Source organism: Streptomyces sp. NBC_00207, assembly GCF_045160965.1.
Taxonomy (GTDB): Bacteria; Actinomycetota; Actinomycetes; order Streptomycetales; family Streptomycetaceae; genus Streptomyces.
The window spans coordinates 4,453,590-4,478,202 of record NZ_CP130715.1 but is presented as its reverse complement, the minus strand read 5'-3'; the positions used below and the strand labels follow the sequence as shown (position 1 = coordinate 4,478,202).

The window sequence follows — 24,613 nt, the reverse complement described above, 5'->3', positions numbered from 1 at the left end:
CGGATCCCCCGAGGGGCACGCCAACTAGGCTGCGTCCAGGGGGGATCATGGACAACCACACATCTCAGGGCGCGCGGTGGCTGCCGCGCGCCCTGTTCGTTGCCGGCACGGCGGTCGCCACCGTGACCGTGCTGTACCTCGTCCTGCTCGGCCGGATGGCCTTCGTCGACTGGACCCGGGGCAGGGGCCGGCTGCTCCTGCTCACCCCCGCCCTGGGGCTCCTCGCGTACGTGCTGCTGGCCCGAGCCCGCGGTGCCGCCAGGGGCGCGCTGCTCTGGTGCCTCGCCGCGACCGTCGCGCTGGCCGCGCTGTGGCCCGCCTGGCAGGCGTACGAGGGGATGCGCGGACCGCAGGCGTACGTGTGGACCTGGTGGCAGCGGGAGAAGCCGGAGTCGGCCCGGCCGGTCGGCGCCTGGCTGCGCCCGTCGGCGGGGCTCGTACGCGTCCGCACGGACGGCCTCCACCTCTACAACAGCGGGGGCCGCTCGGCCGGAGGACTGGGCGCGGGCGGGGACGTCACCTTCTGCGCCGTGAGCCGGACCATCCCGAACGACATCGGGCTGGTCGCCGCCGCGCGCACCCCGGACGGCTGCGGCGCGAAGGTGCTGGCCGTGGACCTGAACGACGGCGAGAAGCTGTGGGCCAAGGACCTCCCGGCGGCGCCGGGCCGGGACGCGGACGAGGTGCCCGTGGCCGCGGTCGGCGACACGGCCGTCGCCGTGACGGAGGGCGCCCTCCTCGGCCTGGACCTGCGCACGGGCGACGAACGCTGGCGGGCGCCGGTACCGGCCGGCTGCCGGGTCCGCGCGCTCGACGGGGCCGCCGACCGCGTGCTGTACGTGGAGGACTGCCCCGGCGGCGGCACGGCACGGCTGATCGCGCTGGACGCCAGGACCGGCACCCAGGCCTGGCAGAGCCCGCTGCGCACCGCAGGCCAGTCGGCGGAGGTACGGATGCTGTCGGCGCAGCCGATCGTCCTGCGTGCGGGGGGCTCGGTGCGGTTCTTCGACGACTCCGGGCGGGAGCGGGGCGCGGTGCCGGTGGCAGGCCCGAAGGAGGACCTGACCGAGGGGCCCGCACCGGTGGTGAGCGGCGACCTGCTGATCACCCCGGTGAAGGGCAAGGTCCCGGGGGTCTCCGCGTACTCGGTGCTGGACGGCAAGCGGGTGTGGCACGCCGCGCTGGACGGTGCGACGGTCCTCGGGCTGGTGCAGGGCCGCGGACCGGGCGGGGTCGACGTGGTGACGTCGACCGCCGCGCGGACGCACCTGTGGCACCTGGACGGGACCACGGGCAGGGCGAAGGCCGAGCCCACGATCCTCCGCGAGGTCCCGCTGGGCAGACGGTTCGAGATCTACCCGCAGGGCCCCGAGGGCTACACGTTCGTGAACCTGGACCCGGCCGGTGAACTGCCGTCGTACGTGGTGCTGGCGAAGGTCAGAGGCTGGTGACGAACGCCGTCCAGGCGGTGTCCCGGAAGGTGAGGTGGGGTCCGTCCGGGACCTTGGAGTCCCGAACCGGGACGATGCCGGGGTGGCCGTCGGCGACTTCGAGGCAGTTGCCGCCGTCGCCGCCGCTGTGGGTGGACTTCCGCCAGGTGGCCATCTCCAGGCAGTCGCCGCCGGTTCCGTCGCTGTAGCTGGACTTGTGCCAGATGGCCGCCGACAGGTCGTACTCACGCATGCTGGTCATGCTCGTAATCCTCCGCCGCGGACTCGATCATGGCCAGCGATTCGGTCGGTGACAGCGCGCTGGCCGTGAGGAGATCGTAGGTCAGCGAGTGACGGGAAACCGTGGCCGGATCGTCCACCAGTACGCCTATCGCGTTGCCTTGGACGTAGGCGAGTGGAGGAGCGTCCTCGAAGGTCATCAGCTTCAGGGTGCCTCCCATCGACGAATGTGCTCCTGCACTGAACGGCAGTACCTGCACGAAGATCCGGCGCGTACGGATCAGGGTCGCGATGTGCCGTAGTGCCTCTGCCATCACTTTCCTGGTGCCGACGACCCTCCGGATGACTGCCTCGTCAAGCACACACCACAACAGTGGGGTTGTTGGATTTGCCAGCAGCTTGGCGCGGTCGAGCCGGTTCGCGACCAGCTCGGCGATGACTTCGTCCGTGGCCGTCGGCTGGTAGGCGATGAAGACCTCCCGTGCGTACGCCTCCGTCTGGAGCATCCCGGGCAGTGCCAGAGGCGCGTACTCGCGGATCGTTTTCGCTTCGGCTTCTGCCTCAGCCGCCTCAGCGAAGTGGTTCGGGTACTTGGACTTGGCCAAGGCCCCGCAGTTGCGGACGAAGAAGCCGTTCGTGTCGAGGATGTCGTCTATCTGGCGCGCGAACTCGATGTGCATGCGGCGCGTGCCGGCTTCGAGCTGGCCGATGAACGAGCCGCTGACGAAGAGCGGTTCGCCCAACTCGGCCTGGCTGAGTCCGGCTCGTTCGCGCGCCACGCGCAGCTCGGCGCCGAGCAGGGCGCGGGGTGAGGAGGAGGGGTCGAGGTTCTTACCTGCCATGGCAACTCCCGGGCCAACAGGTGGGGTTGTTCTCGGTGCTTCCTTGAAAGGCTAGCCAGCGCGTCGCCACTCTGTGTGCAGAACCCGACCACTCAGAGTAGAAAGGTGACATGTCATGGTGCTCACGCCCACGGAACGGGTCCAGGCGGCCGAGGAGGCCGTACGGGAGTTGAAGGAGGCCCTCGGCGGGGTGGGTGTGGTCTTCCCCTCCCTGGACGTGGAACGGGTCTCGGCCGCCGGCAGCTACGGGCTGCCCCTGGTCGACCTGGGCCGCTGCAACCTGGACACCGCCCTCCGGCTGGCCGCCGTCCTGCACGAGCGGGCGGCGGGCGCGTGAGCGAGGCGGTCGACGCCGCCCAGTTCGCCTTCGAACTCGGCTGGAAGCTGCGCGGCTTGGAGGCCGCGCTCGGTTGTGGAGGGTGGAAGCGCAGGGGCATGGGGCTTTCGGTGCGCGTGCAGTACGACGAGGACAGCGGGCAGTGGACCGCGGTCGGCGATGACGGGGACCGGCGGGAGCGGCGGTCGGCCGGTACGGCGGACGAGGCCGGGGCGCTGGTGCACGAGGCCTTCGGACTGACGGCGCGGCGGCCGCTGCCGCCCCTGCCGCCGGGCCGGCAGCGGTTCACGCTGATCCACTGCCCGTTCGGGGAACATCCGGGGTTCGACGATCCGCGCTACGAGGGGCTCAAGGCGAGGCCGCCCGAGGGGTGCGTGGTCGAGGACGTCGGCGGGTACTTCGGGCTCCGCTGCGAGCGGCCGGGCGCGCGGCTGCTGGATGCCGTCGCCGAGACCTGCCGGGGGATCCGGGCGGAGCACGGGCTGCTCATGTCCGACCTCGGCATCGAGAAGCTGTGGGAGTGGTCGCAGGACGGTGCGGACGGCTGGGGCGCGGAGATCGTGGGCCAGCTGCTGCTGATGGCCGCCGAACGCGGCCCGAAGCTCGGCTACACCACCGATGACCTGGCGCGGTTCCTGCGTACCGCCGCTGGCTGAGTCGTTTGCGGGAAGCGCGTGCGGCCGGCGCTCAGGTCTTGGTGATGAGCTCGCCGTCGTACGCGCCGCCTATGCAGATCCACTGGCCGGACGTGGAGTCGTACTGCACCGCTCCGCTTCCGTCCGCGCACGCCGGTCCGGTGACAGCCGGTACGGCGGCCTGCGCAACGGGGACCGTGGCACCGAGCGCGGCCAGTACGAGGGCAGCGGTGAAGCCGAGAAGTCGTGTTCGCATGAGAACTCCCGTGGGGGACGAGGGACGCCAACACCTCCACACCAGCGTCCCCCTGCGCCGCGCCGGGCGCACCCTGACGTGCGGGCACACGGGCAGTGCGCGCTCCGGAAGCGCGTCCCGCGGACAAGCGTCAGGCTGGAGTCATGGCGAACACGCGCATCGTGACCGTGGGAGCGCCGGATGACCTTGGTCTGCGGAAGGTTCTGATCGACGGCAGGTCGGTGGGCAGGGTCTGGTCCGAGGAGGAACTCAAGAAACTCCTCACGCGTGAAGGTGTGGAGGACGGACACCCCATCCGTTTTCTCGGCGAGGACGGCAGTTACTGGCCGGACCATGCGCGGAGCCGACGAGCCATCGGCGGCATCGTGGTTTTCGGCCTCCTCGTGACCGCATGTCTGCTGTTCCGGATCGGAATAGCAGACAGTGGTGATGCCCTGACCTACGGCGGACGCATCGCGGGATTCACCATTCTTGTCGTGGCCGGTGTGGAGGTGATCGCCGCCGTGGCCGCTGTCGACTTCTGGGAAATGCGGCTGTGGCGCTATTCGGGGGTGGTCGTTCTGATCGGAGTCGTCATCACCCTCCTCTGCAGCACTTCCGTCGTTCTGCTGCAGATAGGCGAGCGTTTCACCGGCTACACCCTGATCGCGATAGGCCTCCTCGTCTGGTCTTCGGCGGTCCTGGTCGAACTGGCCAAATGTCGGGCGTGGAAGGGTCTCAGCATTCCCAAAAAAATTACGATCGGGGTGATCGGTTCCGCCCTTGTCGCCATCGCCAACCTGGCGTATGCGCAGATCTACGTTCCCTATGTGACGACCCCGCTGATACTGAGTGGGGCCGAGTTCAAGGAGTCGAACCAGGAAAAGGCCGGGGCGTCGTTGTATGTGACGGCCCATCTGTACGTGAAGAACGCCGGACAGGTTCCCGTCTACGTCCTCGGCAGCATCTACTGGATCCATGGCGGACCTGCGAGCGGTCCGCCCGAGGTGAAGGCCACCGACTACAAATTGATCTACGATGGCGAGTTCGTGACTCCGGTGGGCCAGGTGTTGAATCCGGGGGAAGAAGTCGCGCAGGACGTGGTCGTGGAGATCAAGGATCCTGAGAAGCGCGGCTATGAGGCGATCAGGGCCCAGACCGAGGTGTACGTGATCAGGAAAGACAGAATGACACTGGCCACGGACTTCAAGCGCGCCAACCTGGAGAAGCCGAGTTTCGGAGTGAGGTGCGAGCAGGGGGATCCGCCCGGTGCGAAGTCGCGTTATTGGACCAACATTTCGAACAGCAGCGAAATGTTGAACGTGACCCGAGGTCGGCAGCGCATCACCGTGTGGAGGGTCGACATGGGCAACTGGCCGCGTGTCGATGTGCATGTGTCACCCCCGGGTCAACGGATCTCCTTCGTTCCCAACCTGCCCTTGCAGAACCGAGAGGCCACGGAGCGGTACGGCCTCTCGCAGGTGCGCGGCGCCACGGCGCAGACGCCGTACCGGGAGCTCCTGGAGAAGGCACGTTCCGGCGAGAAGGCGGCGAGTCCGAGCCCGCCCAAGTGACCCCGCTACACCGGGGAGTCGGTGCGCAGGCGGGCGTGAAGGTGCTCGTCGTGCCAGCCGTCCGTGTGCAGGAGTGCGCCGCGCATGGTGCCCTCCAGCGGGAACCCGGCCTTCGTCGCGACGGCGCAGGAAGCCGGGTTGGCCACGGAGTGGGTGATGCGGACGCGGTGCAGGCCGAGGTCGTCGAAGGCCCAGCGGGTGACGGCCTCCGTGGCCGGCACCATGAGGCCGCTGCCGCGGCCGGCGGGCAGCAGCCAGTACAGGATCTCGCCGCTGCCTCCGGTGAGGTCGAGGTCGGCCAGCCCGATCAGGCCGGCGGCCGGGCCGTCGGCGGCGGGGGCGAAGGCCCAGATCGCGGCCCTCTCGGTGTCCCAGTTGTCGCGGTAGCGCGCGATCCGCTCCGCGGCGCCGGCCTCGGTGAAGTGGCCGGTGCGGTTCCAGTGCTGGATGTCCGGGTCGGCGCCGGAGGCGACGAGCGTCGGAACGTCACCCGCCTCCCACGGCCGCAGCAGCCACCCGCCGGGCAGGTCGAGCACGGGCTGCGGCAGCGAACGCATCCGTCCGGCCGGGACGACGGGGGTGATCTTCATACCGGAGAGTATGGCGAAGGGGCGTCGCACATGCGTCGGACCCCGTGGCTCCGCGCTCCGGCTCAAGAGCCGAGTGCGTCCTCGATGTTCTGCTGCCAGTACGTGACCGTCAGCGAGCTGTCGTAGTAGACGCCCTTGGCCGGCAGGGCCGGGGTGGCGGACGCGCCGCCGCTGCTGTTGGGCGTACGGCCCTGGAAGGCGATCGTGAGCCGCTGTGCGGTCATCCCGCCCTCACCGCTGCCGTCGGCCGCCTCCAGGAGGGCTCCCGCGTGGCCCGACTCGCCGGGCGCGAGGGACACCACCGCCTGGGGCCGGGTCTCCTTCAGGGCGGTCGGCGCCCACTGCATCTCGTCGAAGCGGAGCACGGGGTAGTACGTCAGGTCGCAGGGCTTCGAGCCGGTGTTCTTCACCGAGATCAGCATGTGGTTGAGCGGGCGGGTGACGGGCTGGACGGTCACCTCGGTGTTGGAGCCGTTGCACAGGGCACGGTCGCCAGCGGCGGACGGGGCCGACGATCCCTTCGCGTCTGCGCCGCCGGTTCCGGAGCCCGTTCCGGTGCCGGTGCCGGCCTTCGTGGCGCCGGGAGTTGTCGTGGAGCCGGGAGTCGGGGTGCTCGAACCGCCCGCCGGGGAGGGGGTGTCCGTAACGGAGCCCGAGGAGGTCGCGGGTCCTCCGTCCTTGAGGCCCGTGTCGTTCTGGCACGCGGTGACGGCGAGCGCGGTGAGGGCGACGGCGGCTGCACTCGCGAGACGTCGGGTGGTGCGGGCGGTGCGGTTGATGCGTGCGGTGCGGAGCGCGGTCATGGCTGATTCCCTCTCATATGGCATGGCCAGGGCGGTGGTCGGTCGGGACCGGTGCCGGGGGCCGTGTGCTTGGATGGCCTCAGCCTGTGCGGTGATCCGTCCCAGCCGCGACATCCGGCGCGCGGTCAGGGATACAGGGACGGTTAGACAGGCTCTGAGCTGCTGAAACGGTTCGTTCCTGGGACGCGGGACGGGACACGGGGTGGGAGGAAGCAGTGTCGGAAGACACTGATGGGGCCGGGTTCGCCCGGCTGCTGCGGGAGTTGAAGGACCGGTCCGGGCTCAGCTACGGAACGCTCGCCAAGCGGCTCCACATGAGCACGTCGACCCTGCACCGGTACTGCAGCGGCGACGTCGTCCCGGCGGACTACGCACCGGTCGAACGGCTCGCCCGGCTCTGCAAGGCATCGCCCGAAGAACTCGTCGCACTGCACCGGGCCTGGGTCCTGGCGGACGCGAACCGTCCGCGCAAGGGGGGTGAGCCGGCCGCCAAGACGCCGAGCGCGGGGGCGTCCGTAGAGGTACTTCCGGTGACCCCGGTGACCCCGGCCGCCCCGGCGACCCCGGCTGCCGAGACGCCGACGGCCGATCCGGGCGACTCGGCAGAACCGGCCGATCCGGGCGACCCTGGCGACCCGGCAGAACCGGCCAATCCGGCCGCCGCGGCCGCCCCGGCCGACCCCGTCGATCGGCCCGCGCCGAACGGGCGGCGTCGCATCCGTAGGGCCGTCCTCACCGGGATCGCCGTGGCCGCCGTGGCCGGGGCGGTCGCGCTCGCCGCGTACCTGCCGACGGGAGGGGGAGACGTACGGAACCGGCCCGCCGGTGCCGCGTCCCGCGAGGACGGCGAAGGGCAACGCGCGGACGGCGGGTCGCCGGTGTCCGGGGCGGCACCGTCGGAAACCCCGTCCCCGGGCTCGGCGCCCGCTGCCGGCACCGACCCCGCCTCCACCGCGAGCCCGTCCTCCTCCTCACCCTCGTCCTCCGCCTCGTCCGCCTCCGGTCGAGGCGATGGCGCCGCGTCGTCCGGTGCGCCGGTGAAGGTGACCGCCCAGGCGTACACCTGGGAGGCGCCGTGCGGCCAGCACTATCTGATCGACAAGCCTCCGGCCCGGGTGTCCCCGCCGCCCGTGGAACGCGACGCGCCCGCGTGGGTGGCGGCGGCCGGAGCGGTGTCCGCGGGCGAGCAGTACGTCACGCTGACCCTCCAGGGCTCCGGCAAGGACACCGTGGTCCTGGACGGCCTGACCGTCCGCACGGCAGCCAAGCGCGCCCCTCTCGCCTGGAACGACTACGCCATGGGCTACCCGGGCGTCGGCTGTGGAGCCGGCGTTCCGACCCGTTCCTTCACGGTGGCCCTCGACGCCGCCCGGCCGGCCGTCGTGCCCGAGGCGGGGCAGCCGAACTTCCCGTTCAAGGTGAGCGAATCCGAACCGGAGGTGTTCTACGTCAAGGCCGACGCCTCCGCCTACGACGTGAGCTGGTTCCTGGAGTTGTCCTGGTCCAGCGGCTCCCGCCACGGCACCCTCACGATCGACAACAACGGCAAGCCGTTCCGCACCAGTGGCCACAACGGCCGCCCCGGCTACGAGTTCCCCCTCGGCGGCGACGGCTGGGTCCCCGAGGGAACGACGTCCTGACCCGCCGGATGTGAGGCGGGCGGGGCCGTCCCGGTCGGCCGGCTCCGTTTCACGGCCGGCGCACGCGGCCGAGGGGTTTCAGGGCGAGGCCCGTGATCCCCGCCGCGCCGGCACCCGCCGCGCAGACCGCCGTGGCGAGCGTGGCCCCCCGGGCGTCGGCGAGTGCGCCGAGGGCGTTGTTGCCCACCACCAGCGCCAAGCTTTGAACGAGCGTCAGCAGCGCCTGCAGCCTGGCCAGGTGCGTGCCCGGGACGCCGGTCAGCACCAGCGGACCGATGTGGCAGGCGAACATCCCCGAACCCGCACCGGTGACGATCGCCCCGGCCACGGCGACGGCCACGGCGTCCTTCCCGGCCAGCGCCACCGCGGCGATCCCCGGCGCCGCGGCACACAGCCCCAGCGCCGCACCCCTGCCGAGCCGGCGCACGGTGCCCCACCGCGAGACCACCAGCGCCACGGCGACCACCCCCAGGCTCTGACCGCCGGCGATCAGGCCGGCCGCCCCGGCACTCCAGCCGTGCTCCCGTGCCAGGAGCGGGTTCAGCAGGGACACCACCGGCAGGAGGAAGCAGGCGGCGGCGGCCGTCAGCAGCAGCGCGGACCGCAGGACCGGATCCCCCACGGCGACCCGCACCCCGTCCGCCGCCCCGGCCAGGAGACCCTCCCCGCGAGGGGACTGCTCGACGTCGAAGGCCGGCCGGACGCAGACGAGCACGACGAGGACGATCGCGAAGGTGCCCGCATCGGCGAGCGCCGCACCGGTCAGCCCGGCGGCCGCGACGAGTACGGCGCCCAGCGGAGCCCCGAGCAGCGAGGCGATCTGTCCGGCCGCCTGCTGCACGGCCAACGCCCGGGGGAGCTGCGCCTCGCCCACCAGACTGCGGGGCATGGACCCGGCGGCCGGCAGGTAGAACGCGTCGACCGTGCCGACCACCGCCGCAACCGTGACGAGGAGCCAGGGAGAGGGGTCCGGGCGCGAGCTGGCGAGGGCCAGCGCGAGCGTGGCCGTGAGCATCACGGCATCCCCGACGACCATCACCCTGCGGGCGCCGAACCGGTCGCCGACTGCGCCGCCCAGCAACAGCAGCAGGGTGCGGGGAAGGGCGATGGCGGTCAGGACCAGGGCGCCCGTCCCGCCACCGTGGGCACTGGCCGCCCAGCCGAGGGCGAAGTACAGGACGGCATCACCGAGCAGCGAGGCGCGGGTGCCGGCGAGCCAGACGAGGTACGTACGGGGAAGGGCCGGGCGCGCCGAGCCGTGCCGGGCGGTGTCGAGGGATGCCATGGCCGCGGACGCTAGGGCCCTCGACCAACTGGAGGGCAAGCTCCCCCGGGCCCGGTCACGGCAGGGCGGACGTCAGGTCAGGGCCGGTTCCCTGGAGGGCTCGGAGGCCGGGGCGGCCGGGTCCGGGTCGGTGTTGAGGTCCGTCAGCATCCGGCGGGTGAAGCCGAAGAAATAGGTGGCGGCGAAGCCGACCAGGTAGCCGACGGCCAGGCCGCCCGCGTAGATGGCGATGGTGACGCCGGGGTTCGACTTGCCGTCGAGCAGGGGGAACAGGGCCCAGCCCGAGGGGCCGATGGCGGTGGAGCCGAAGGCGACGCCGAGCTGGTTGAAGAGGCCGACGAAGGCGCCGCCGGCCGCGCCGCCGACGCAGGCCGTGACGAAGGGGCGGCCGAGGGGGAGGGAAACCCCGTAGATGAGCGGCTCACCCACGCCCAGGAAGCCGGCCGGGAGAGCGGACTTGATGGTGGTGCGCAGCGAACCGTTGCGCGGGAGCCGGCAGTAGACGGCGATGGCCGCGCCGACCTGGCCCGCGCCCGCCATGGCGAGGATGGGCAGCAGCACGGTGTAGCCGGACTGTTCGATGAGCGTGGTGTGGATGGGGATCAGGGCCTGGTGCAGGCCCAGCATCACGAGGGGAAGGAACAGGCCGCCGAGGACGAGACCCGCGAAGGCGCCGCCGGTCGCGAGCAGCCGGTCGGCGAAGGTGCCGATGGCCGCGGAGGCCTCGCCGGCGAGGAACATCAGCCCGTAGAGGGTGACCAGGCCCGAGATCAGGACCGTGAGGGTGGGGGTGACGAGGACGTCCAGGGCCTCGGGGACCCACGTGCGGCACCACTTCTCCACGTACACGGCGAGCAGGGCCGCGGCGAGCGCGCCGAGGACGCCGCCCTGGCCGGGGGAGAGCTGCTGGCCGAAGGCGTCGATCTTGGCGACGCCCGGGAAGACGATGATCGCGGCGACCGCGCCGCCCAGGATCGGCGTACCGCCGAACTCCTTGGCGGTGTTGTAGCCGACGAACACGGCGATCAGCGACATGAACCCGGACGCGATCGCGGCGAGCGCCGGGACGACGGCGGGCAGCCAGCCCAGGTTCGTCAGCAGGCCGTTCAGGCCCGCGATGACGCCGCAGCCGATCAGCGCCGGGATCAGCGGGACGAAGATGTTCGCGATGCGGCGCAGGAGCAGCTTGAACGGCGTGGCGTTGCGGGCCTTCCGGGCCTCCTTCAGCGCCGCGCCCTGCGCCTGCAGGTCCTCCGCGGTGACCGCGTGCGGGGCGGGGGCGGCGGGCGCCGCCGAGCGGCCCTCCTCGACCAGCGCCTCGAACTCCGGGGTGACGCGGGCGACGGTGCCCGGGCCGAGCACGATCTGGTAGGTGTCGTCCTCGACCACGCCCAGGACCCCGGGTACGGCCCGCAGGGCGGCGTCGTCGACCAGCGAACGGTCCGACAGGCCGATGCGCAGCCGGGTCATGCAGTGCGCGATGGAGGTGACGTTGTCCGGGCCGCCGACCAGAGGAAGGATCGCGGCGGCTGTGGCGCGGTTCTTGTCAGTGGACATGTGGGGTCGCCTTGCGTTGGGGGATGCGGGCGGGGGCGGTGGGGGTGAGCAGGCGCAGGAGCGCAGGGGTCAGCGGGCGGCGGTGAGGGCCGCGCGGAGGTGGCCGTGCGAGGCGGCGAGCAGTTCGGCGGCCTTCGGTCCGTCGACGCCGCCGAGGATCACGAGGACGGCGTTCTTGACCTCGCCGTCGGTGGCGGTGAGCGCGGCCTCGATCTCCTCGTCGGGCGCGCCGGTGGCCAGCGCCACGATGCGGCGGGCGCGGGCGCGCAGCTTCTCGTTGGAGGAGCGCATGTCGACCATCAGGTTCCCGAAGGTCTTGCCCAGGCGGATCATGGTGATCGTCGAGATGAGGTTGAGCACCAGCTTCTGGGCCGTACCCGCCTTCAGGCGGGTGGAGCCGGTGAGGAGTTCCGGTCCGACGACGACCTCGATGCCGTGCTCGGCGGCCGCGGCGAGGGCGGAGCCGGCGTTGCAGGAGAGCCCCACGGTGAGCGCGCCGCGCGCACGGGCGAAGGCGACGGCGCCGATCGCGTACGGGGTGCGGCCGGAGGCGGAGATGCCGATGACCGTGTCGTCCGGGCCGATCTCCAGCGCGGTGAGGTCCGCGACGGCCAGCTCCGGCGAGTCCTCGGCGCCCTCGACGGACTTGACCATGGCGGAGGGGCCGCCAGCGATCAGGCCGACGACGTCGGCGGGGTCGGTGTTGAAGGTGGGCGGGCACTCGCTGGCGTCCAGCACGCCCATCCGGCCGGCCGTGCCGGCGCCCGCGTAGACGAGGCGGCCGCCCCGGGCCATCCGCTCGGCGATCGCGTCGATCGCGGCGGCGATGTGCGGCAGTTGCGCGGCGACGGCGGCCGGGACGGTGGCGTCCTCGGCGTTCATCGTGCGGGCGATGTCGAGGGTGGGCAGCCGGTCGATCTCGGCGAGGTCCTGGCGGAAGGCCTCGGTGGTGAGGGTTTCCAGCTGGGCGCGGAGGTCGGCGTGCGCGGTCATGACGGGCGGGCTCCTTGGCGGGTGGCTGGTGGGGTGCGGGCCGGGCTTCGGGATCGGGGCTCCGCCCCGGGCCCTCCCCCAGACTCCGTCCGGGGGGACCCCCACTCCTCAAACGCCGGAGGGGCTGGATGTGAGCGCCGGCGGGGCTGGGCGGGTCAGCGGGCCGAATGGCGGTGGGCCAGGGCCTCGTAGGAGGCGGTGAGGGCGGGGGCGGCGGTTTCGTAGGTGCGCTGGGCCACGCCGACGAAGAGGCAGTCGACGACGAGCAGCTGGCTGGTCCGGCTGGACATGGCGGCCGGGCGCAGCTGGGTCTCGCGGGCGGCGGAGGTGGCCAGTACGAGGTCGGCGTAGTGGGCGACGGGGGCGTTCGGGCAGCCGGTGAGGGCGAGGGTGGTGGCGCCGCGCTCGAAGGCGACGCGGAGCGGCTCGATCACGTCGCCCGTGGAGCCGGAGTGGGTGATCGCGACGGCGACGTCGCCGGGGCCGAGCTGGACGGCGCCCGTGACGGCCAGGTGGGGGTCGCTGTGGGCGTGGGCGACGAGCCCGATGCGCAGCAGCTTCTGGGCGAGGTCCTGGCCGACGAGGGCGGAGGCGCCGACGCCGTAGACGTCGATGCGGCGGGCGGTGGCGAGGGCGGTGACGGCGGCGGCCAGCTGGGCCAGGTCGAGTCCGGCGGCGGTGTCGGTGAGGGTCTGCGCCTCCTCGTGGGCCAGCTTGGCGACGACGTCGGCGAGCGGGTCGTCGACGGCTATGTCGACGGTGACGGCGGGGGCGGCGCCGGATTCCTGCTGGGCGGCGAGGGCGGCGAGCGCGAGGCGCAGGTCGCGGTAGCCGGGGTAGCCGAGGAGGCGGGCGGCGCGGACGACGGTGGCCTCGCTGGTGCCGGTGTGCGCGGCGAGGCCGGAGACGGTGAGCCGCGCGCACCCGGCGGGATCGGAGGCGACGGCCTCGGCGACGGCCTGCACGGAGCGCGTCATGGACGGAGCGAGGCTCCGTACGCGGGCCCGGAGGGCGGAGGGCGCCGGGGCGGGCGCGGTCTGCGGACGGCGACTGAAAGTTTCTTTCGTGTTCTCGCTCACACCTGAAACCTATTTTCGGGGGTGGTGGGCGTCAATACGCCATACGGCCCCCGAAAAGAGGCCCTTCGTCACCGGGCCCCCTCGGGGCCACAATGGGCCCATGGACCACGCGACCCCCTTGGAACAGGCGCTGCACGTCGCCCGTGCACTTGTTCTCGCCGATCTCGCTGCCGGCGAGGTCGCCGATGCCGATGTCGTCTCCCTCGTCGAGGACTCGGTCACGCACCGCCGTTGGTGGGTGGAGCAGTGGCCGGAGGGGGTCGACTACCTCGCCGGACTCGTCGCCCAGGACGTGCAGGACGCGCTGCTGGAGAAGTACGGCCGTTGGCCGCTGTGCCCGGTCTGCACCCACGGCGATCCGCACGCGCTCGACGTGGAACCGGAGCTCGGACCCGACCCGCACTGGGTGTGCTCGGAGGCGGGCGTGAAAGTGGCCGCGGTCGGCGGCCTGGGCCCGGTCTTCGGTCTCCGGTGAGCCGCCCGTGACCGTCTACATCGACCCGCCGACCTGGCCGGGCCACGGCCGCATGTGGTCCCACCTCGTCAGCGACGTCTCGTACGAGGAGCTGCACGCCTTCGCGGCGCGGATCGGCTGTCCGCCGCGGGCCTTCGAGCGGGACCACTACGACGTGCCCTCGTACCGGTACGCGGACGCGGTCGGCGCGGGCGCGGTGGAGATCGGCAGCAAGGAACTCGTCCGCCGGCTCACGGCGGCGGGCCTGCGCCGCCCGAAGGGCCGCCCGGCGGCCTAGGCGTCAGGAGCTCGGCTTCGGGGCCGGGGTTTCGGGTGTGGACGGCTCCGGGACGGTGTTGGGCTGGGCCGCCGGCGGGAGCTCCCAGACGTGGTCCGGGGTCGCGATCTTGGTGACCGCGTTGGCGATCAGGGAGCTCAGGTTGCCGAACTTCCCGTCGACGTCGGAGTTCACCACGATCACCATGGTGGCGCGGGCCTGCGGGAGCCGGACGGCGACGGTCTCGTATCCGGGCAGCTCGCCGTTGTGGCCGATCCAGCCGTCGAGCTCGGCGATGCCGAGCCCGTAGCCGATGTCGGGGTGCCCGGTGGGCAGCATGCGCACCCGCTGGGCCTGGGTGCCCGGCTCCAGCAGGCGGTCGCCGTCGGGCAGCTTCCCGCTGACCAGGGTCGGGACCCAGGAGTGCAGGTCGTCCATGGTGGAGATCATCGCGCCGGCCGCCCAGGCCCAGGACGGATTCCAGGTGGAGGCGTCGACGGTCGCGCCGTCCGGGGTGAAGTTCGTGTAGCCGTGCACGTACGGGGACGCGATCTCCGCGCCGGTCGGCAGCGAGGTCGCGTCCAGGCCGGCCGGTTCGAAGACGTGCTGCTCCAGGTAGGTGTGCAGGGGCTGCCCGCCGACCTTCTCGACGAGCAGGCCGAGCAGGACGGTGTTGGTGTTGGAGTACTCCCAGCGCGTGCCCGGCGGGAAGTCGGCAGGATGCCGGAAAGCGGTGTCCAGCAGCTCCTGCGGGGTCCAGACGCGGTGCGGGTCGGCCTTGTAGGCGGCCAGCAGGCGCGGGTCCTCGGTGTAGTTGTAGAGGCCGCTGCGCATCTCGGCGAGCTGCCGGACGGTGATCTTGTCGCCGCCGGGCACGCCGTCGACGTACGTCGAGATCGGCGCGTCGAGCCGTACCTTCCCGTCGTCGACCAGCTGGAGGACGGCGGTGACGGTGAAGGTCTTGGTGACGCTGCCGATGCGGGTGTGCATGTCGGTCTTGATGGGCGTGCCTGTGGCCTTGTCGGCGGTGCCGAAGGTGCGCACGTAGGAGTCTTCGCCGTCGATCCACAGGCCGACGCCCACCCCGGGGATGTCGGCCTTGCGCATGGCCGCGGTGATCGCGTCGTCGAGCTGTTCGGCGGTCGCCGGGTCGATGTCCACCCGGCCCGGCGGGGTGGCCGCCGGCGCCTGCCCCGCGCACAGCGCGGTCAGCAGGAGGGAGGCGGCGGCCAGGACGGTGGGCGTGCGGTACCGGCCCATGGAGGATCCCCTCTGACGCACGTCCCCGAGCGGTCCCCTGGTCCCCGAGCGGACCTTCCCATCGTAGGAAGCCGGGTCCGGGGCGGCGACCGGGGCCGGGAGCGGGCCCCGGCCCCCGGTCAGGCGCCCGCCGGGGCCCCGGCAGGTTCCTCGGCGCGGCCCGCGGCCGGGCTCCCCGCGGCCACCACCCGGGTCGGGTGGGGCGGCGTACGGCGGTCCAGGCGCAGGGCGATCACGGCCAGACCGATCGCGGTGACCGTCATGGCGGCGCCCGCCCAGGCGGTGGCGGCGAAGCCCAGGCCCGCGTCGATGACGGTGCCGCCGAGCCAGGGCCCGCCGGTGTTGCCGAGGTTGAAGGCGGCCGTGGTGGTGGCGCCGGCCAGGGTCGGGGCGGCGCCGGCCACGTTGAACATGCGGGCGTTGAGCGCCGGGGCGGTGAGGAAGGCCGAGAAGCCCAGCAGGAAGGCCAGGGCGATCGCCGCGGCGGCGGTGGAGGCCAGCACGGCGAGCACGACGAGGAAGACGGTCGAGGCGGTGATGCCCCAGATCATCACGCCGAACAGGTGCGCGTCGGCGATCCGCCCGCCGACGGTGGTGCCGGCCAGCGCGCCGATGCCGAACAGGGCGAGGACCCACGGGACCCACCGGGAGTCCAGCCCGGCCACGTCCGTGAGCAGCGGTGACAGGTAGCTGAAGGCGCAGAAGACGCCGCCCGCGGCCAGCGCCGTGACGGCGATGGACAGCCACACCTGGCGGTCGCGGTAGATGCGCAGCTCGCGTCCGAGCGAGGGCTTCTCGGCGGGCAGCGGGATCTTCGGGATCAGCGCCAGGATGCCGGCGAGGGCGATCGCGGAGGCCGCGCCGACCGACCAGAACGCGGAGCGCCAGCCCAGGTGCTCGCCGAGGAAGGCGCCGGCGGGGACGCCGAGGACGTTGGCGATGGACAGCCCGCCGATCATGACGGCCATCGCACGGGCCCGCTGGTCCCGGTCGACCATGGCGATGGCGACGGCCGCGCCCACGGCCCAGAAGCCGGCGCAGGCGAACGCCGAGACCACGCGGGAGGCGAAGAGGAGCTCGTACGAGGGGGCCAGCGCGCCCGCGACCTGCCCGAGGCCGAAGAGGCTGATGAGCGCGATCAGGGTGGTGCGGCGCGGCAGCCGCAGGGTGGCCACGGCCAGCAGCGGAGCCCCGACGACCATGCCGATCGCGAAGGCGGATATGAGCAGGCCCGCCTGCGGGATGGTGACGTCCATGTCCTCCGCGATGGGCGGCAGCAGGCCGGAGAGCATGAATTCGCTGGTGCCGAGCGCGAAGACGGACAGTCCGAGGATGTAGACGGCGACGGGCATGCGGGGGCGTGCGGCATCTGCGGGCATGAGTCACACCAACCATCGCGAACGCGATCAAATTCCCCCGGAGGCGTCAGGGGCGTCGAGTGCGGCGAGCTCCGCGGCGAGATTGGCGCGGGCCGGGGCCTCCCAGTGCGCGGCGCCGTGGGGCGTGCGGAAGAGCCGCGGCAGGTCGAGCAGCTGGCGCAGCACCGCGGCGCGGCCGGCGCGGAAGGCCTCGTCGGGGACGAACCCGTACTCGGCGCGCACGGCGGCCACGTAGGCGGCGTAGGCCTCCGGGGCACCCGCCAGGACGGCCAGGTCGGCGTCGCAGAGCACCTCGCCGTCGGTGTCGCCGGGGGCCGGGTCGTGGGTGACGGTGAGCCGGACCAGCCGGGCCACCTCGGCCGTGCGGGAGGCCGCTATGCCGAGCTCGGGGAGGGCCCGCTCGGCCAGGGCGGCGCTGCGCTCCTCGTTCTCGGAGCGGTCGGGACGGTAGACGGCGTCGTGGAACCAGGCGGCGAGCTCCACGGCGGCGAGGTCGGCGGCGTGCGGAGCCAGTACGTCGATCCGCGCGAGTACGTCGGCCAGGTGCGCGGTGGTGTGGTAGCGGCGCTGAGGCTCCGCCCAGGCGGTGAGCAGGCGGTCGGCGTAGGGGGCGGGATCGCGGTCGGCGGCGGCGCCGGCGGCGGTGACGGTCGCCCGCCAACGGGCCCGGAGGGCCGTGGTGTCGGGGCCGGTGCCACCGGGGGTGTCGCGGTGCTGGGTGCCTGAGTCCATGGGCACATTGTGGGGGTGGCGTGATTGTGCTGGTGAAGCGCGGGGGGAGGCCCGTACCCTGATATTGGACTAGACCTATTTTTCATACCGGACGAAGGACGGCAACGAATGAGCAACCGTGCGCTCCTGGAGGTGATCGCCCTCGACGCGGAGGACGCGATCGCGGCCCAGGCAGGTGGGGCGGACCGTCTCGAACTGGTCACCGACATGGCCGCCGACGGGCTCACCCCGCCGCGCGAGACCTTCGCGGCGATCAGGGCGGCGGTCGACATCCCGCTGCGCGTGATGCTCCGCAAGACGGACGGCTTCGCGGCGGGCGACGTCTCCGTACTGGTCCGCGCGGCGCGGGAGCTGCGGGCGGAGGGGGCGCAGGAGTTCGTCCTCGGCTTCCTGAACCCGGACGGCACCCCCGACCTGGCCGCGGTCGAAGCGGTCGTCGCGGAGCTGGACGGCTGCAGCTGGACCTTCCACCGGGCGATCGACCGCGCGGCCGACCGGGACCAGCTGCGCAAGGCGCTGGCCGACCTGCCCGGCCTGGACACGTACCTGACGGCCGGCTCGGCGGCCGGGGTCGACGAGGGGCTGCCGGTGCTGGTCGCCGAGGCGGCGCGGCGGGGGGAGCCGGGGTACGGGGCGCGGATGCTGGTCGGCGGCGGGCTGACCCTCTCGCACCTGCCGGTGCTGCGCTCGGCCGGCCTCGACGCGTTCCACATCGGCGGCGCGGCCCGTCCCTCCGGGTGGGGCCGCCCGGTCTCCGCCGAGGCCGTCGCCCAATGGCGCTCGGCCCTGACCTGACCAACCCGGGGCTCCGCCCCGAACCCCGCCGGGCTCCGCCCAGACCCGCGCCTCAAACGCCGGCGGGGCTGGGATACAGGGGCTCCGCCCCGAACCCCCGACGGCGCTCCGCGCCCGCGCCTCAAACGCCGGCGAGGCTGAAAGATCGCCTCAGTCGCCGGCGGGGCTTAGAGACCGGGGCTCCGCCCCGAACCCCACTCCTCAATCGCCGGAGGGGCTGAAATTGCGCTCCGTGCAATCCAGCCCCGCAGGCACGTGCAGACTGACGCCGGCCAAATCCAGCCTCGCCGGCGTTTGAGGCGCGGGGTCTGGGGCGGAGCCCCAGGAGTGCGCCCGCAGGTCAGGACCTGCCGGTGAGGAGCGGACCCGTGGTCAGGACGGAGCCCCGGGACGCCGAGCCGCGGGTCAGAGCAGGACGGTGATGCGCGGGCCCGCGGTCACGGGCGGAGCCCCGGTCTTTCAGCCTCGCCGGCGTTTGAGGCGTGGGGTCTGGGGCGGAGCCCCAGGAGTGTGCCCGCGGGTCAGGACAGGGCGGTGGGGAGGGGGGCCGCGTGGAGGGCCGTGAGGCCGGAGACGGCTCGGGTGAGGCAGACGTACAGGCGGCGCAGGCCCGTGCGCTCGTCCGGTTCGCCGTCGACGATGGCCGCGGGCTCGTCCAAGACCACGTAGTCGTACTCCAGACCCTTCGCCAGGGAGGCGGGGACCAGGGTCAGCCGCGACTCGGCCGTGGTCTCCTCGCCCGGCGACAGGTACGGCAGGTCCGCCGCCAGCAGGGCCTCCGCCAGCGCCGGGATCCGCGCGTCCGCCGCGATCAGGCCGATCGACCCCTCGTGGGCGAGCGACGCGCGGCAGGCCGCCACCACGTCCGCCGTCAGGTCCGAGCTCTGCGAGATCAGCAGCGAGCCCGGGGTCTCGCGGACCGAGGAGACCGGGGCGAGCCCCGGGGAGATCGACGGCAGCAGCCGGGAGGCGTACGCGATCACCTCGCGCGGCACGCGGAAGCCCGCCGTCAGCTCCTCCAGCACGGCCTGCGGCTTGCCCATGTGGGTCAGGGCCTCGTCCCAGCTGCGGGTGGCCCACGGGGTGGTGCCCTGGGCGAGGTCGCCGAGGACCGTCGCCGAGCCCGTCGTGCAGCGCCGGCCCACCGCCCGGTACTGCATCGGCGACAGGTCCTGGGCCTCGTCGACGACGACGTGGCCCAGCGAATGCGTCCGCTCCACCAGGTCGGCGGCCTCGTCGATCAGCACCAGGTCCGCCGCCGACCACTTCGCCGACTTCACGCTCCGGAACGGCTTCGGCCACAGCAGCAGCTTCTGCTCGTCCGCGGTGAGGACGTCCGCCGCGTGCAGCGCGAGGAAGTCGGGGTCGGACAGGAGGCGCAGGACCAGCTTCGCCGGCTCGACAGGCGGCCAGACCGCCTTGACCGCGGCCTTCACCGCCGCGTTGCGGGCCACCGCGTCCTGCACGCGGTCGTCGGGCGCCTCGCCCGCCTGCTCCATCCGTACGAGCACCGCGTGCGCGATCCGCTGCGGCAGCGCGTCCCGGGCGGCGCCGTAGCGGATGTCGCGGTTCTGCAGTTCCTCGACCATCTCGGCGATCTCGTACGCGGGCACCCGCCAGCGGCGCGAACCGCGCACCACCATCAGGGGCTCGGTCGGGGCGCTGACGTGCGAGACGAGCGCGCGGCGCAGCACCTCCGCCATCCGGGCGTCGCCCTTGACCACGGCGGTTTCGGCGGCGTCCGTGCCGCGTACCTCCAGGCCCTCGCGGGCGACCAGGTCGTCGACGGTGGCCTGCTTGACCTCCAGCTCGCCCAGCGCCGGCAGGACCTGCTCGATGTAGTGCAGGAAGGAACGGTTCGGCCCGATGACGAGCGTGCCCGTGCGGGCGAGGCGGTCGCGGTGCGCGTAGAGGAGGTACGCGACGCGGTGCAGGCCGACGGCGGTCTTCCCGGTGCCGGGGCCGCCCTGCACGCAGACGGAACCGGACAGGCCGGAGCGGACGATCTCGTCCTGCTCGGGCTGGATCGTCGCGACGATGTCCCGCATGGGGCCGACGCGCGGGCGCTCGATCTCCTGCTGTAGCAGCTTGCTGACGGCCGCCGCCTCGGCGGGGTCGGACAGGTGCTCGTCCTCGTACGCCGTCAGCTCGCCGCCGGTGTATCCGAAGCGCCTGCGCAGCGCGATGTCCTGCGGGTCGGTCTTGGAGGCCCGGTAGAACGGCTGGGAGACGGGCGCGCGCCAGTCGATGACCATCGGATCGCCGTCGGCGTCGTGGACGTGGCGGCGGCCGATGTAGAACTGCTCGCCCTCCGCGCCCTCGGCGAGCTCGGCGCCGGGTGCGTGCAGGTAGTTCAGGCGGCCGAAGAAGAGCGGGGTGTGGGAGAGGTCGGCGAGGGCCTTGATGCGGTCGTCGATCTGGGCCTGGAGGACGATCGCGTTGACCCAGTTCGCGGTGACGTCGCGGATGTCGAGGGCCTCGACGTCCTCGCGCATGGCGCGCAGGGCGGAGCGCGAGGCGGAGAGGTGGGCCCGTTCGCGGGCGAGCGGGTCGGACTCGGGGGCGTGCGCGGGCACGGGACGGCCTCCAGCTGCTGGTACGGAACAGAAGCCCGCCGGTTCCGGCCGGGGGGCGGCTCTCCCCGATGAGGCGGTGGGAGGCTGGCAAGAGCGGAGATTCTAGCTGCGGCCGCGCGGCGGCGCGAACGAATTGAAACGGACGGACGGATCGCCGGGGGGCGGCCCGAAGTCCCTCGGAAGTCCGTCGGAAGCCCCTCGGAAGTCCGTCCCGCACGGGACCGCCGTACGGGTGTCATACCGGGGAGTGTCATACCTCAGGGAGGTCCCCAGGGGTCGGCATGGGCCGGGAGGAGGAGGCCGCGGGGCCCGGAGTTACGCCCCGAGGGCGATGTGATCCGCGTGGCGGAAACGCACCATGGATCCATGAGCACCGCAACCTTCACCCCGGTCCAGGGTGGCCGCCCGCGCGGCGCCACCGCCCTCTCCGACGCCCGCCCGCGCCGCCCCCTCGGCCGCGCGCTGCAGGCGGCCAAGATCTTCGCGGCGGCTGCCGTGAGCGTCGTCGTCCTCGGCGAATACGCCGAGGACGCGGGCGTCATACGCCGCTGAGCGGACGCCCCGCCCGCCGCTGACGCCACACCCGCCCCGCCCGCCCGCCTTGGTGTGGTTCGGAGCGGTGAAGTCGTGCCGCCGACGGTGGGACTGTTGGTGGTGGACTGGGCGTGCAGTGTGGTGCGTTGGGTGATTCCACTAGGGTCACGCGCGTGACCCGGAGCCCTGCCCAGAGCCGCTTGCCGTTGCCCTTTGCCGGCGTGCTGGTGACGGGCTCGCTGCTCGTGCTGGGTGTGCTCGGCATCGCCCTGCGCGTTCCGGTGGCCGATGCCCTCGTCGACGGGTTCTGTGCCGCCGAGTGGCGTCCGTCCGCCGTGTACCCGCCGTTCGCGGCGATCCTGTTCACGCCGGCCGCCTGGCTGCCCGCCGCCGTGCTGAAGGCCGTCCTCGTCCTGGGTGACGCGGGCCTGCTCGCCCTGCTGATCAGCCTGTCCTGGCGGCTCGCGGGACTGGCGGCCAGGCCCGGGCCCGTCCTGGCCGCGAGCGTCGCCGGGCTGTGGCTGGGGCCGCTGTTCCAGGCGCCGCTCCCCGGTCAGATCAACCTGGCGCTCGCCTGCCTGGTCCTGTGGGACCTCGGCCGGCCGGGCACCGCGCTCGGCAAGGGCTTCGCGCTGGGCGTCGCCGCCGGGATCACCCTCGTCCCGGCGGCCTTCGTCCCGTACCTGCTGGCGACCCGCCGCGTCCGGGCCGGACTGACCGCGCTGGCCGCCCTCGCCGGTACCGCGCTGCTCGGGCTGCTGGTCCTCCCGCAGGACTCGGCCGCGTTCTGGACCCGGCAGCTGCCCGCGGCCGCCCGCACCCCGCTACCGGACTGGCCGGCCCTGTGGGTCTGGTGCGTCCCCCTGCTGGCCCTGCTGATCGCCGCAGTTCGCGCCCCGGTCAACCGGGTCAATCCGGTTGACCGGGGCCCGGGATCGCACCCCGTGCTCAGTCGCTGGCCAGCAGCTCGTCGGCGTCCATGATCCGGTAGGCGTAGCCCTGTTCGGCCAGGAAGCGCTGGCGGTGCGCCGCGAAGTCCTGGTCGATCGTGTCGCGCGCGACGACCGAGTAGAACCGCGCCTCGTGGCCGTCCGCCTTCGGCCGCAGGACGCGGCCCAGCCGCTGCGCCTCCTCCTGGCGGGAGCCGAAGGTGCCCGAGACCTGGATGGCGACCGTGGCCTCCGGCAGGTCGATGGAGAAGTTCGCGACCTTCGACACGACCAGCACGCTGATCTCGCCCTCGCGGAAGGCGTTGAAGAGCTTCTCGCGCTGCGCGTTGGAGGTCTCGCCCTTGATGACGGGGGCGTCCAGGTGCTCGCCGAGCTCGTCGAGCTGGTCGATGTACTGGCCGATGACGAGGGTCTGTTCGCCCTGGTGCTTGCGCACCAGCGCCTCCGTGACCTTCCGCTTCGTCGCCGTCGTCGCGCAGAAGCGGTACTTCTCCTCCGTCTCGGCGGTCGCGTACGCGAGCCGCTCCGACTCCGTGAGGTTCACGCGGACCTCGACGCAGTCCGCCGGCGCGATGTAGCCCTGCGCCTCGATCTCCTTCCAGGGCGCGTCGAACCGCTTCGGCCCGATGAGCGAGAAGACGTCCGACTCCCGTCCGTCCTCGCGTACGAGGGTGGCCGTGAGGCCGAGCCGGCGGCGGGCCTGCAGGTCGGCGGTGAACTTGAAGACCGGCGCGGGCAGCAGGTGCACCTCGTCGTAGACGATCAGGCCCCAGTCCCGGGAGTCGAAGAGCTCCAGGTGCGGGTAGACGCCCTTCCGCTTGGTCGTCAGGACCTGGTAGGTGGCGATCGTGACGGGCCGGATCTCCTTGCGGGTGCCGGAGTACTCGCCGATCTCCTCCTCCGTCAGCGAAGTCCGCTTGACCAGCTCGTGCTTCCACTGGCGGGCCGAGACGGTGTTCGTGACCAGGATCAGCGTGGTCGCCTTGGCCATCGCCATGGCCCCGGCGCCCACCAGCGTCTTGCCGGCGCCGCAGGGCAGCACGACCACGCCGGAGCCGCCGTGCCAGAAGCCCTCGACGGCCTGCTGCTGGTACGGGCGCAGCGCCCAGCCGTCCTCGGCCAGTTCGATCGCGTGCGCCTCGCCGTCCACGTAACCGGCGAGGTCCTCGGCCGGCCAGCCCAGCTTGAGCAGCGTCTGCTTGATCTGCCCGCGCTCGGAGGGGTGCACGGCCACGGTGTCGGCGTCGAGCCGCGCACCGACGAGCGGGGTGATCCGCTTGGACCGCAGGATCTCCTCCAGCACGGGCCGGTCGGTGCTGGTCAGGACCAGGCCGTGCACGGGGTGCTTGGAGAGGGTGAGGCGGCCGTAGCGCGCCATGGTCTCGGCCACGTCGACGAGCAGCGCGTGCGGGACGGGGTAGCGGGAGTACTCGACGAGTGCGTCGACGACCTGCTCGGCGTCGTGACCGGCGGCCCGGGCGTTCCACAGGCCGAGGGGGGTGATCCGGTAGGTGTGGATGTGCTCGGGGGCCCGCTCGAGCTCGGCGAACGGAGCGATGGCGCGGCGCGCGGCTCCGGCGAGCTCGTGGTCGACCTCGAGCAGGAGGGTCTTGTCGCTCTGGACGATGAGCGGTCCGTTCACGCGCGTCCCTTTCCAGCGGTGAGACGGCCGCCCGGGCGCGGGCGGCCAAACCTCCAGTCTGCCGTATCGCGGGGCGGGCCGGGCGGTTCTCGGGGCGCGGGACCGCCGCCGGTGCCGCTTCCGGGCGCCGGGCGCGGGCCTAGGCCCGGTCCAGGCCCGCCAGGAGCAGGGCGAGGCCGCCGTGGAACTCCCGGTCCGGGGTGAGGGAGCGGGCGCCGCGGGCGGCCTCGGTCAGGTACGGGAACGCGTCCGCCGGGAGGTCGGCGATGGCGGCGGTGCCCGCGCCGGAGAGGGCGCCGAGGTGTTCCTGCTGGATCGCGCCGATCACGTAGGCGAGCAGGGCGCGCAGGGCGATGATCCGTTCCTCGGCCCCCAGCCCGGCCTCGGTGAGCACCCCGAGGACGGTCTCGCCCCAGCGCAGCACGCAGGGGGAGCGGTGCCGGTGGGTGAAGGTGAGCGGCAGGACGGCGGGGTGGGCGCCGACGGTGTCCCGCAGTCGGTCGACGAGGAGGGTGACCCGTGCGCGCCAGGGCCCGGCGGACGGGGGCGGCGGGGTGCTGTCGACGGCGCTGAGGACGAGTTCGACGACGAGGGCTTCGAGTTCCCCGCGGTCCTGGACGTACCGGTACAGGGCCATGGTGCTGATGCCGAGTTCGACGGCGACGGCGCGCATGGACAGCCCCGGGAGTCCCTCACGGTCGATCACGGCGAGGGCTGCGGCGGCCAGTTGGTCCTGGGTGAGCGAGCGGGGGCGCGGCATGGTGGTTGACAGCG

General features: G+C 72.9%; 25 protein-coding genes. 10 read left to right on the top strand and 15 right to left on the bottom strand.

Going from position 1 to position 24,613, the window contains the following annotated elements; all coding sequences use genetic code 11:
• The first annotated feature begins 47 nt into the window (after positions 1-47).
• The gene (locus OG472_RS21105) at positions 48-1,451 is read left to right on the top strand and encodes a PQQ-binding-like beta-propeller repeat protein (RefSeq protein WP_405941899.1); all 1,404 of its coding nucleotides are present in this window, start codon (positions 48-50) and stop codon (positions 1,449-1,451) included.
• Here the strand turns inward: OG472_RS21105 and OG472_RS21100 are convergent.
• Both OG472_RS21100 and OG472_RS21095 read right to left on the bottom strand, forming a co-directional pair.
• Positions 1,438-1,692, bottom strand: coding sequence for a DUF397 domain-containing protein (locus OG472_RS21100; protein ID WP_405941898.1), 255 nt, complete (start codon positions 1,690-1,692; stop codon positions 1,438-1,440). The genes OG472_RS21105 and OG472_RS21100 overlap by 14 nt on opposite strands.
• Positions 1,676-2,512, bottom strand: a complete 837-nt coding sequence (locus tag OG472_RS21095; RefSeq protein ID WP_405941897.1) for a Scr1 family TA system antitoxin-like transcriptional regulator — start codon at positions 2,510-2,512, stop codon at positions 1,676-1,678. Before OG472_RS21095 ends, OG472_RS21100 begins: the two co-directional genes overlap by 17 nt.
• A gap of 115 nt (positions 2,513-2,627) precedes the next feature.
• Between OG472_RS21095 and OG472_RS21090 the strand changes: the two genes are divergently transcribed.
• Together OG472_RS21090 and OG472_RS21085 are read left to right on the top strand one after the other, a co-directional pair.
• Positions 2,628-2,849, top strand: coding sequence for a hypothetical protein (locus OG472_RS21090; RefSeq protein ID WP_383569812.1), 222 nt, complete (start codon positions 2,628-2,630; stop codon positions 2,847-2,849).
• Positions 2,846-3,505 (top strand): hypothetical protein, encoded by a 660-nt coding sequence (locus OG472_RS21085; protein ID WP_405941896.1) that lies wholly within the window; start codon positions 2,846-2,848, stop codon positions 3,503-3,505. Before OG472_RS21090 ends, OG472_RS21085 begins: the two co-directional genes overlap by 4 nt.
• A 31-nt stretch (positions 3,506-3,536) precedes the next feature.
• Here the strand turns inward: OG472_RS21085 and OG472_RS21080 are convergent, their stop codons facing one another.
• Positions 3,537-3,740 (bottom strand): hypothetical protein, encoded by a 204-nt coding sequence (locus OG472_RS21080; protein ID WP_401608125.1) that lies wholly within the window; start codon positions 3,738-3,740, stop codon positions 3,537-3,539.
• Between the two features lie 143 nt (positions 3,741-3,883).
• Between OG472_RS21080 and OG472_RS21075 the strand changes: the two genes are divergently transcribed.
• On the top strand, positions 3,884-5,293 hold the full coding sequence (locus OG472_RS21075) for a hypothetical protein (protein WP_401608128.1): 1,410 nt from the start codon (positions 3,884-3,886) through the stop codon (positions 5,291-5,293).
• Between the two features lie 5 nt (positions 5,294-5,298).
• On the opposite strand, the gene OG472_RS21070 is transcribed toward OG472_RS21075, so the two are convergent.
• Both OG472_RS21070 and OG472_RS21065 read right to left on the bottom strand, forming a co-directional pair.
• The gene (locus OG472_RS21070) at positions 5,299-5,883 is read right to left on the bottom strand and encodes a GNAT family N-acetyltransferase (protein ID WP_405941895.1); all 585 of its coding nucleotides are present in this window, start codon (positions 5,881-5,883) and stop codon (positions 5,299-5,301) included.
• A 62-nt stretch (positions 5,884-5,945) separates the two neighbouring features.
• Positions 5,946-6,686, bottom strand: coding sequence for a DUF4232 domain-containing protein (locus tag OG472_RS21065; protein WP_405941894.1), 741 nt, complete (start codon positions 6,684-6,686; stop codon positions 5,946-5,948).
• Positions 6,687-6,901: 215 nt separating this feature from the next.
• Here OG472_RS21065 and OG472_RS21060 point away from each other — a divergent pair, with 215 nt between their 5' ends.
• A complete protein-coding gene (locus tag OG472_RS21060) occupies positions 6,902-8,326 on the top strand; it encodes a helix-turn-helix domain-containing protein (protein WP_405941893.1) in 1,425 nt (474 codons plus the stop codon).
• Positions 8,327-8,375: 49 nt separating this feature from the next.
• Here OG472_RS21060 and OG472_RS21055 read toward each other — a convergent pair whose 3' ends face one another.
• From OG472_RS21055 to OG472_RS21040, 4 genes are all read right to left on the bottom strand, one after another.
• Positions 8,376-9,611 carry an MFS transporter gene (locus OG472_RS21055; protein ID WP_405941892.1) on the bottom strand — a complete coding sequence of 412 codons (1,236 nt, stop codon included), beginning with the start codon at positions 9,609-9,611 and terminating at the stop codon, positions 8,376-8,378.
• Between the two features lie 72 nt (positions 9,612-9,683).
• Positions 9,684-11,168, bottom strand: coding sequence for a PTS transporter subunit EIIC (locus OG472_RS21050; protein WP_405941891.1), 1,485 nt, complete (start codon positions 11,166-11,168; stop codon positions 9,684-9,686).
• Positions 11,169-11,237: 69 nt separating this feature from the next.
• Positions 11,238-12,161, bottom strand: a complete 924-nt coding sequence (murQ, locus tag OG472_RS21045) for an N-acetylmuramic acid 6-phosphate etherase (RefSeq protein ID WP_401608143.1) — start codon at positions 12,159-12,161, stop codon at positions 11,238-11,240.
• A 155-nt stretch (positions 12,162-12,316) separates the two neighbouring features.
• Positions 12,317-13,240 carry a MurR/RpiR family transcriptional regulator gene (locus OG472_RS21040; protein ID WP_405941890.1) on the bottom strand — a complete coding sequence of 308 codons (924 nt, stop codon included), beginning with the start codon at positions 13,238-13,240 and terminating at the stop codon, positions 12,317-12,319.
• 100 nt (positions 13,241-13,340) lie between these two features.
• Here OG472_RS21040 and OG472_RS21035 point away from each other — a divergent pair, with 100 nt between their 5' ends.
• Entirely contained in the window at positions 13,341-13,715 is a 375-nt protein-coding gene (locus OG472_RS21035) for a hypothetical protein (protein WP_361759131.1), read from the top strand.
• Positions 13,716-13,722: 7 nt separating this feature from the next.
• A complete protein-coding gene (locus OG472_RS21030) occupies positions 13,723-13,992 on the top strand; it encodes a DUF4031 domain-containing protein (protein WP_383569849.1) in 270 nt (89 codons plus the stop codon).
• Between the two features lie 3 nt (positions 13,993-13,995).
• On the opposite strand, the gene OG472_RS21025 is transcribed toward OG472_RS21030, so the two are convergent.
• The 3 genes from OG472_RS21025 to OG472_RS21015 all read right to left on the bottom strand — a co-directional run bounded on the left by OG472_RS21025 (position 13,996) and on the right by OG472_RS21015 (position 17,342).
• Complete coding sequence (locus tag OG472_RS21025; protein ID WP_405941889.1) at positions 13,996-15,231, bottom strand: serine hydrolase domain-containing protein; 1,236 nt, start codon at positions 15,229-15,231, stop codon at positions 13,996-13,998.
• Positions 15,232-15,350: 119 nt separating this feature from the next.
• Positions 15,351-16,583, bottom strand: coding sequence for a Cmx/CmrA family chloramphenicol efflux MFS transporter (locus OG472_RS21020; protein ID WP_405943198.1), 1,233 nt, complete (start codon positions 16,581-16,583; stop codon positions 15,351-15,353).
• A 54-nt stretch (positions 16,584-16,637) separates the two neighbouring features.
• Positions 16,638-17,342, bottom strand: a complete 705-nt coding sequence (locus OG472_RS21015; RefSeq protein ID WP_405941888.1) for a hypothetical protein — start codon at positions 17,340-17,342, stop codon at positions 16,638-16,640.
• Positions 17,343-17,450: 108 nt separating this feature from the next.
• Here OG472_RS21015 and OG472_RS21010 point away from each other — a divergent pair, with 108 nt between their 5' ends.
• On the top strand, positions 17,451-18,137 hold the full coding sequence (locus OG472_RS21010) for a copper homeostasis protein CutC (protein ID WP_401608150.1): 687 nt from the start codon (positions 17,451-17,453) through the stop codon (positions 18,135-18,137).
• A gap of 521 nt (positions 18,138-18,658) precedes the next feature.
• Here the strand turns inward: OG472_RS21010 and OG472_RS21005 are convergent.
• Positions 18,659-20,632 carry a HelD family protein gene (locus OG472_RS21005; protein ID WP_401608852.1) on the bottom strand — a complete coding sequence of 658 codons (1,974 nt, stop codon included), beginning with the start codon at positions 20,630-20,632 and terminating at the stop codon, positions 18,659-18,661.
• A 447-nt stretch (positions 20,633-21,079) separates the two neighbouring features.
• Here OG472_RS21005 and OG472_RS21000 point away from each other — a divergent pair, with 447 nt between their 5' ends.
• Both OG472_RS21000 and OG472_RS20995 read left to right on the top strand, forming a co-directional pair.
• Positions 21,080-21,265 (top strand): hypothetical protein, encoded by a 186-nt coding sequence (locus tag OG472_RS21000; RefSeq protein WP_351296420.1) that lies wholly within the window; start codon positions 21,080-21,082, stop codon positions 21,263-21,265.
• A gap of 155 nt (positions 21,266-21,420) precedes the next feature.
• Positions 21,421-22,230: a glycosyltransferase family 87 protein gene (locus OG472_RS20995; RefSeq protein ID WP_405941887.1), complete on the top strand. Its 810-nt coding sequence runs from the start codon at positions 21,421-21,423 to the stop codon at positions 22,228-22,230.
• Here OG472_RS20995 and OG472_RS20990 read toward each other — a convergent pair.
• Together OG472_RS20990 and OG472_RS20985 are read right to left on the bottom strand one after the other, a co-directional pair.
• Positions 22,196-23,839, bottom strand: a complete 1,644-nt coding sequence (locus OG472_RS20990; RefSeq protein WP_319730758.1) for a DNA repair helicase XPB — start codon at positions 23,837-23,839, stop codon at positions 22,196-22,198. The two genes, OG472_RS20995 and OG472_RS20990, sit on opposite strands and share 35 nt — an antisense overlap.
• 139 nt (positions 23,840-23,978) lie before the next feature.
• Positions 23,979-24,599: a TetR/AcrR family transcriptional regulator gene (locus OG472_RS20985; protein WP_401608156.1), complete on the bottom strand. Its 621-nt coding sequence runs from the start codon at positions 24,597-24,599 to the stop codon at positions 23,979-23,981.
• Positions 24,600-24,613: the final 14 nt, after the last annotated feature.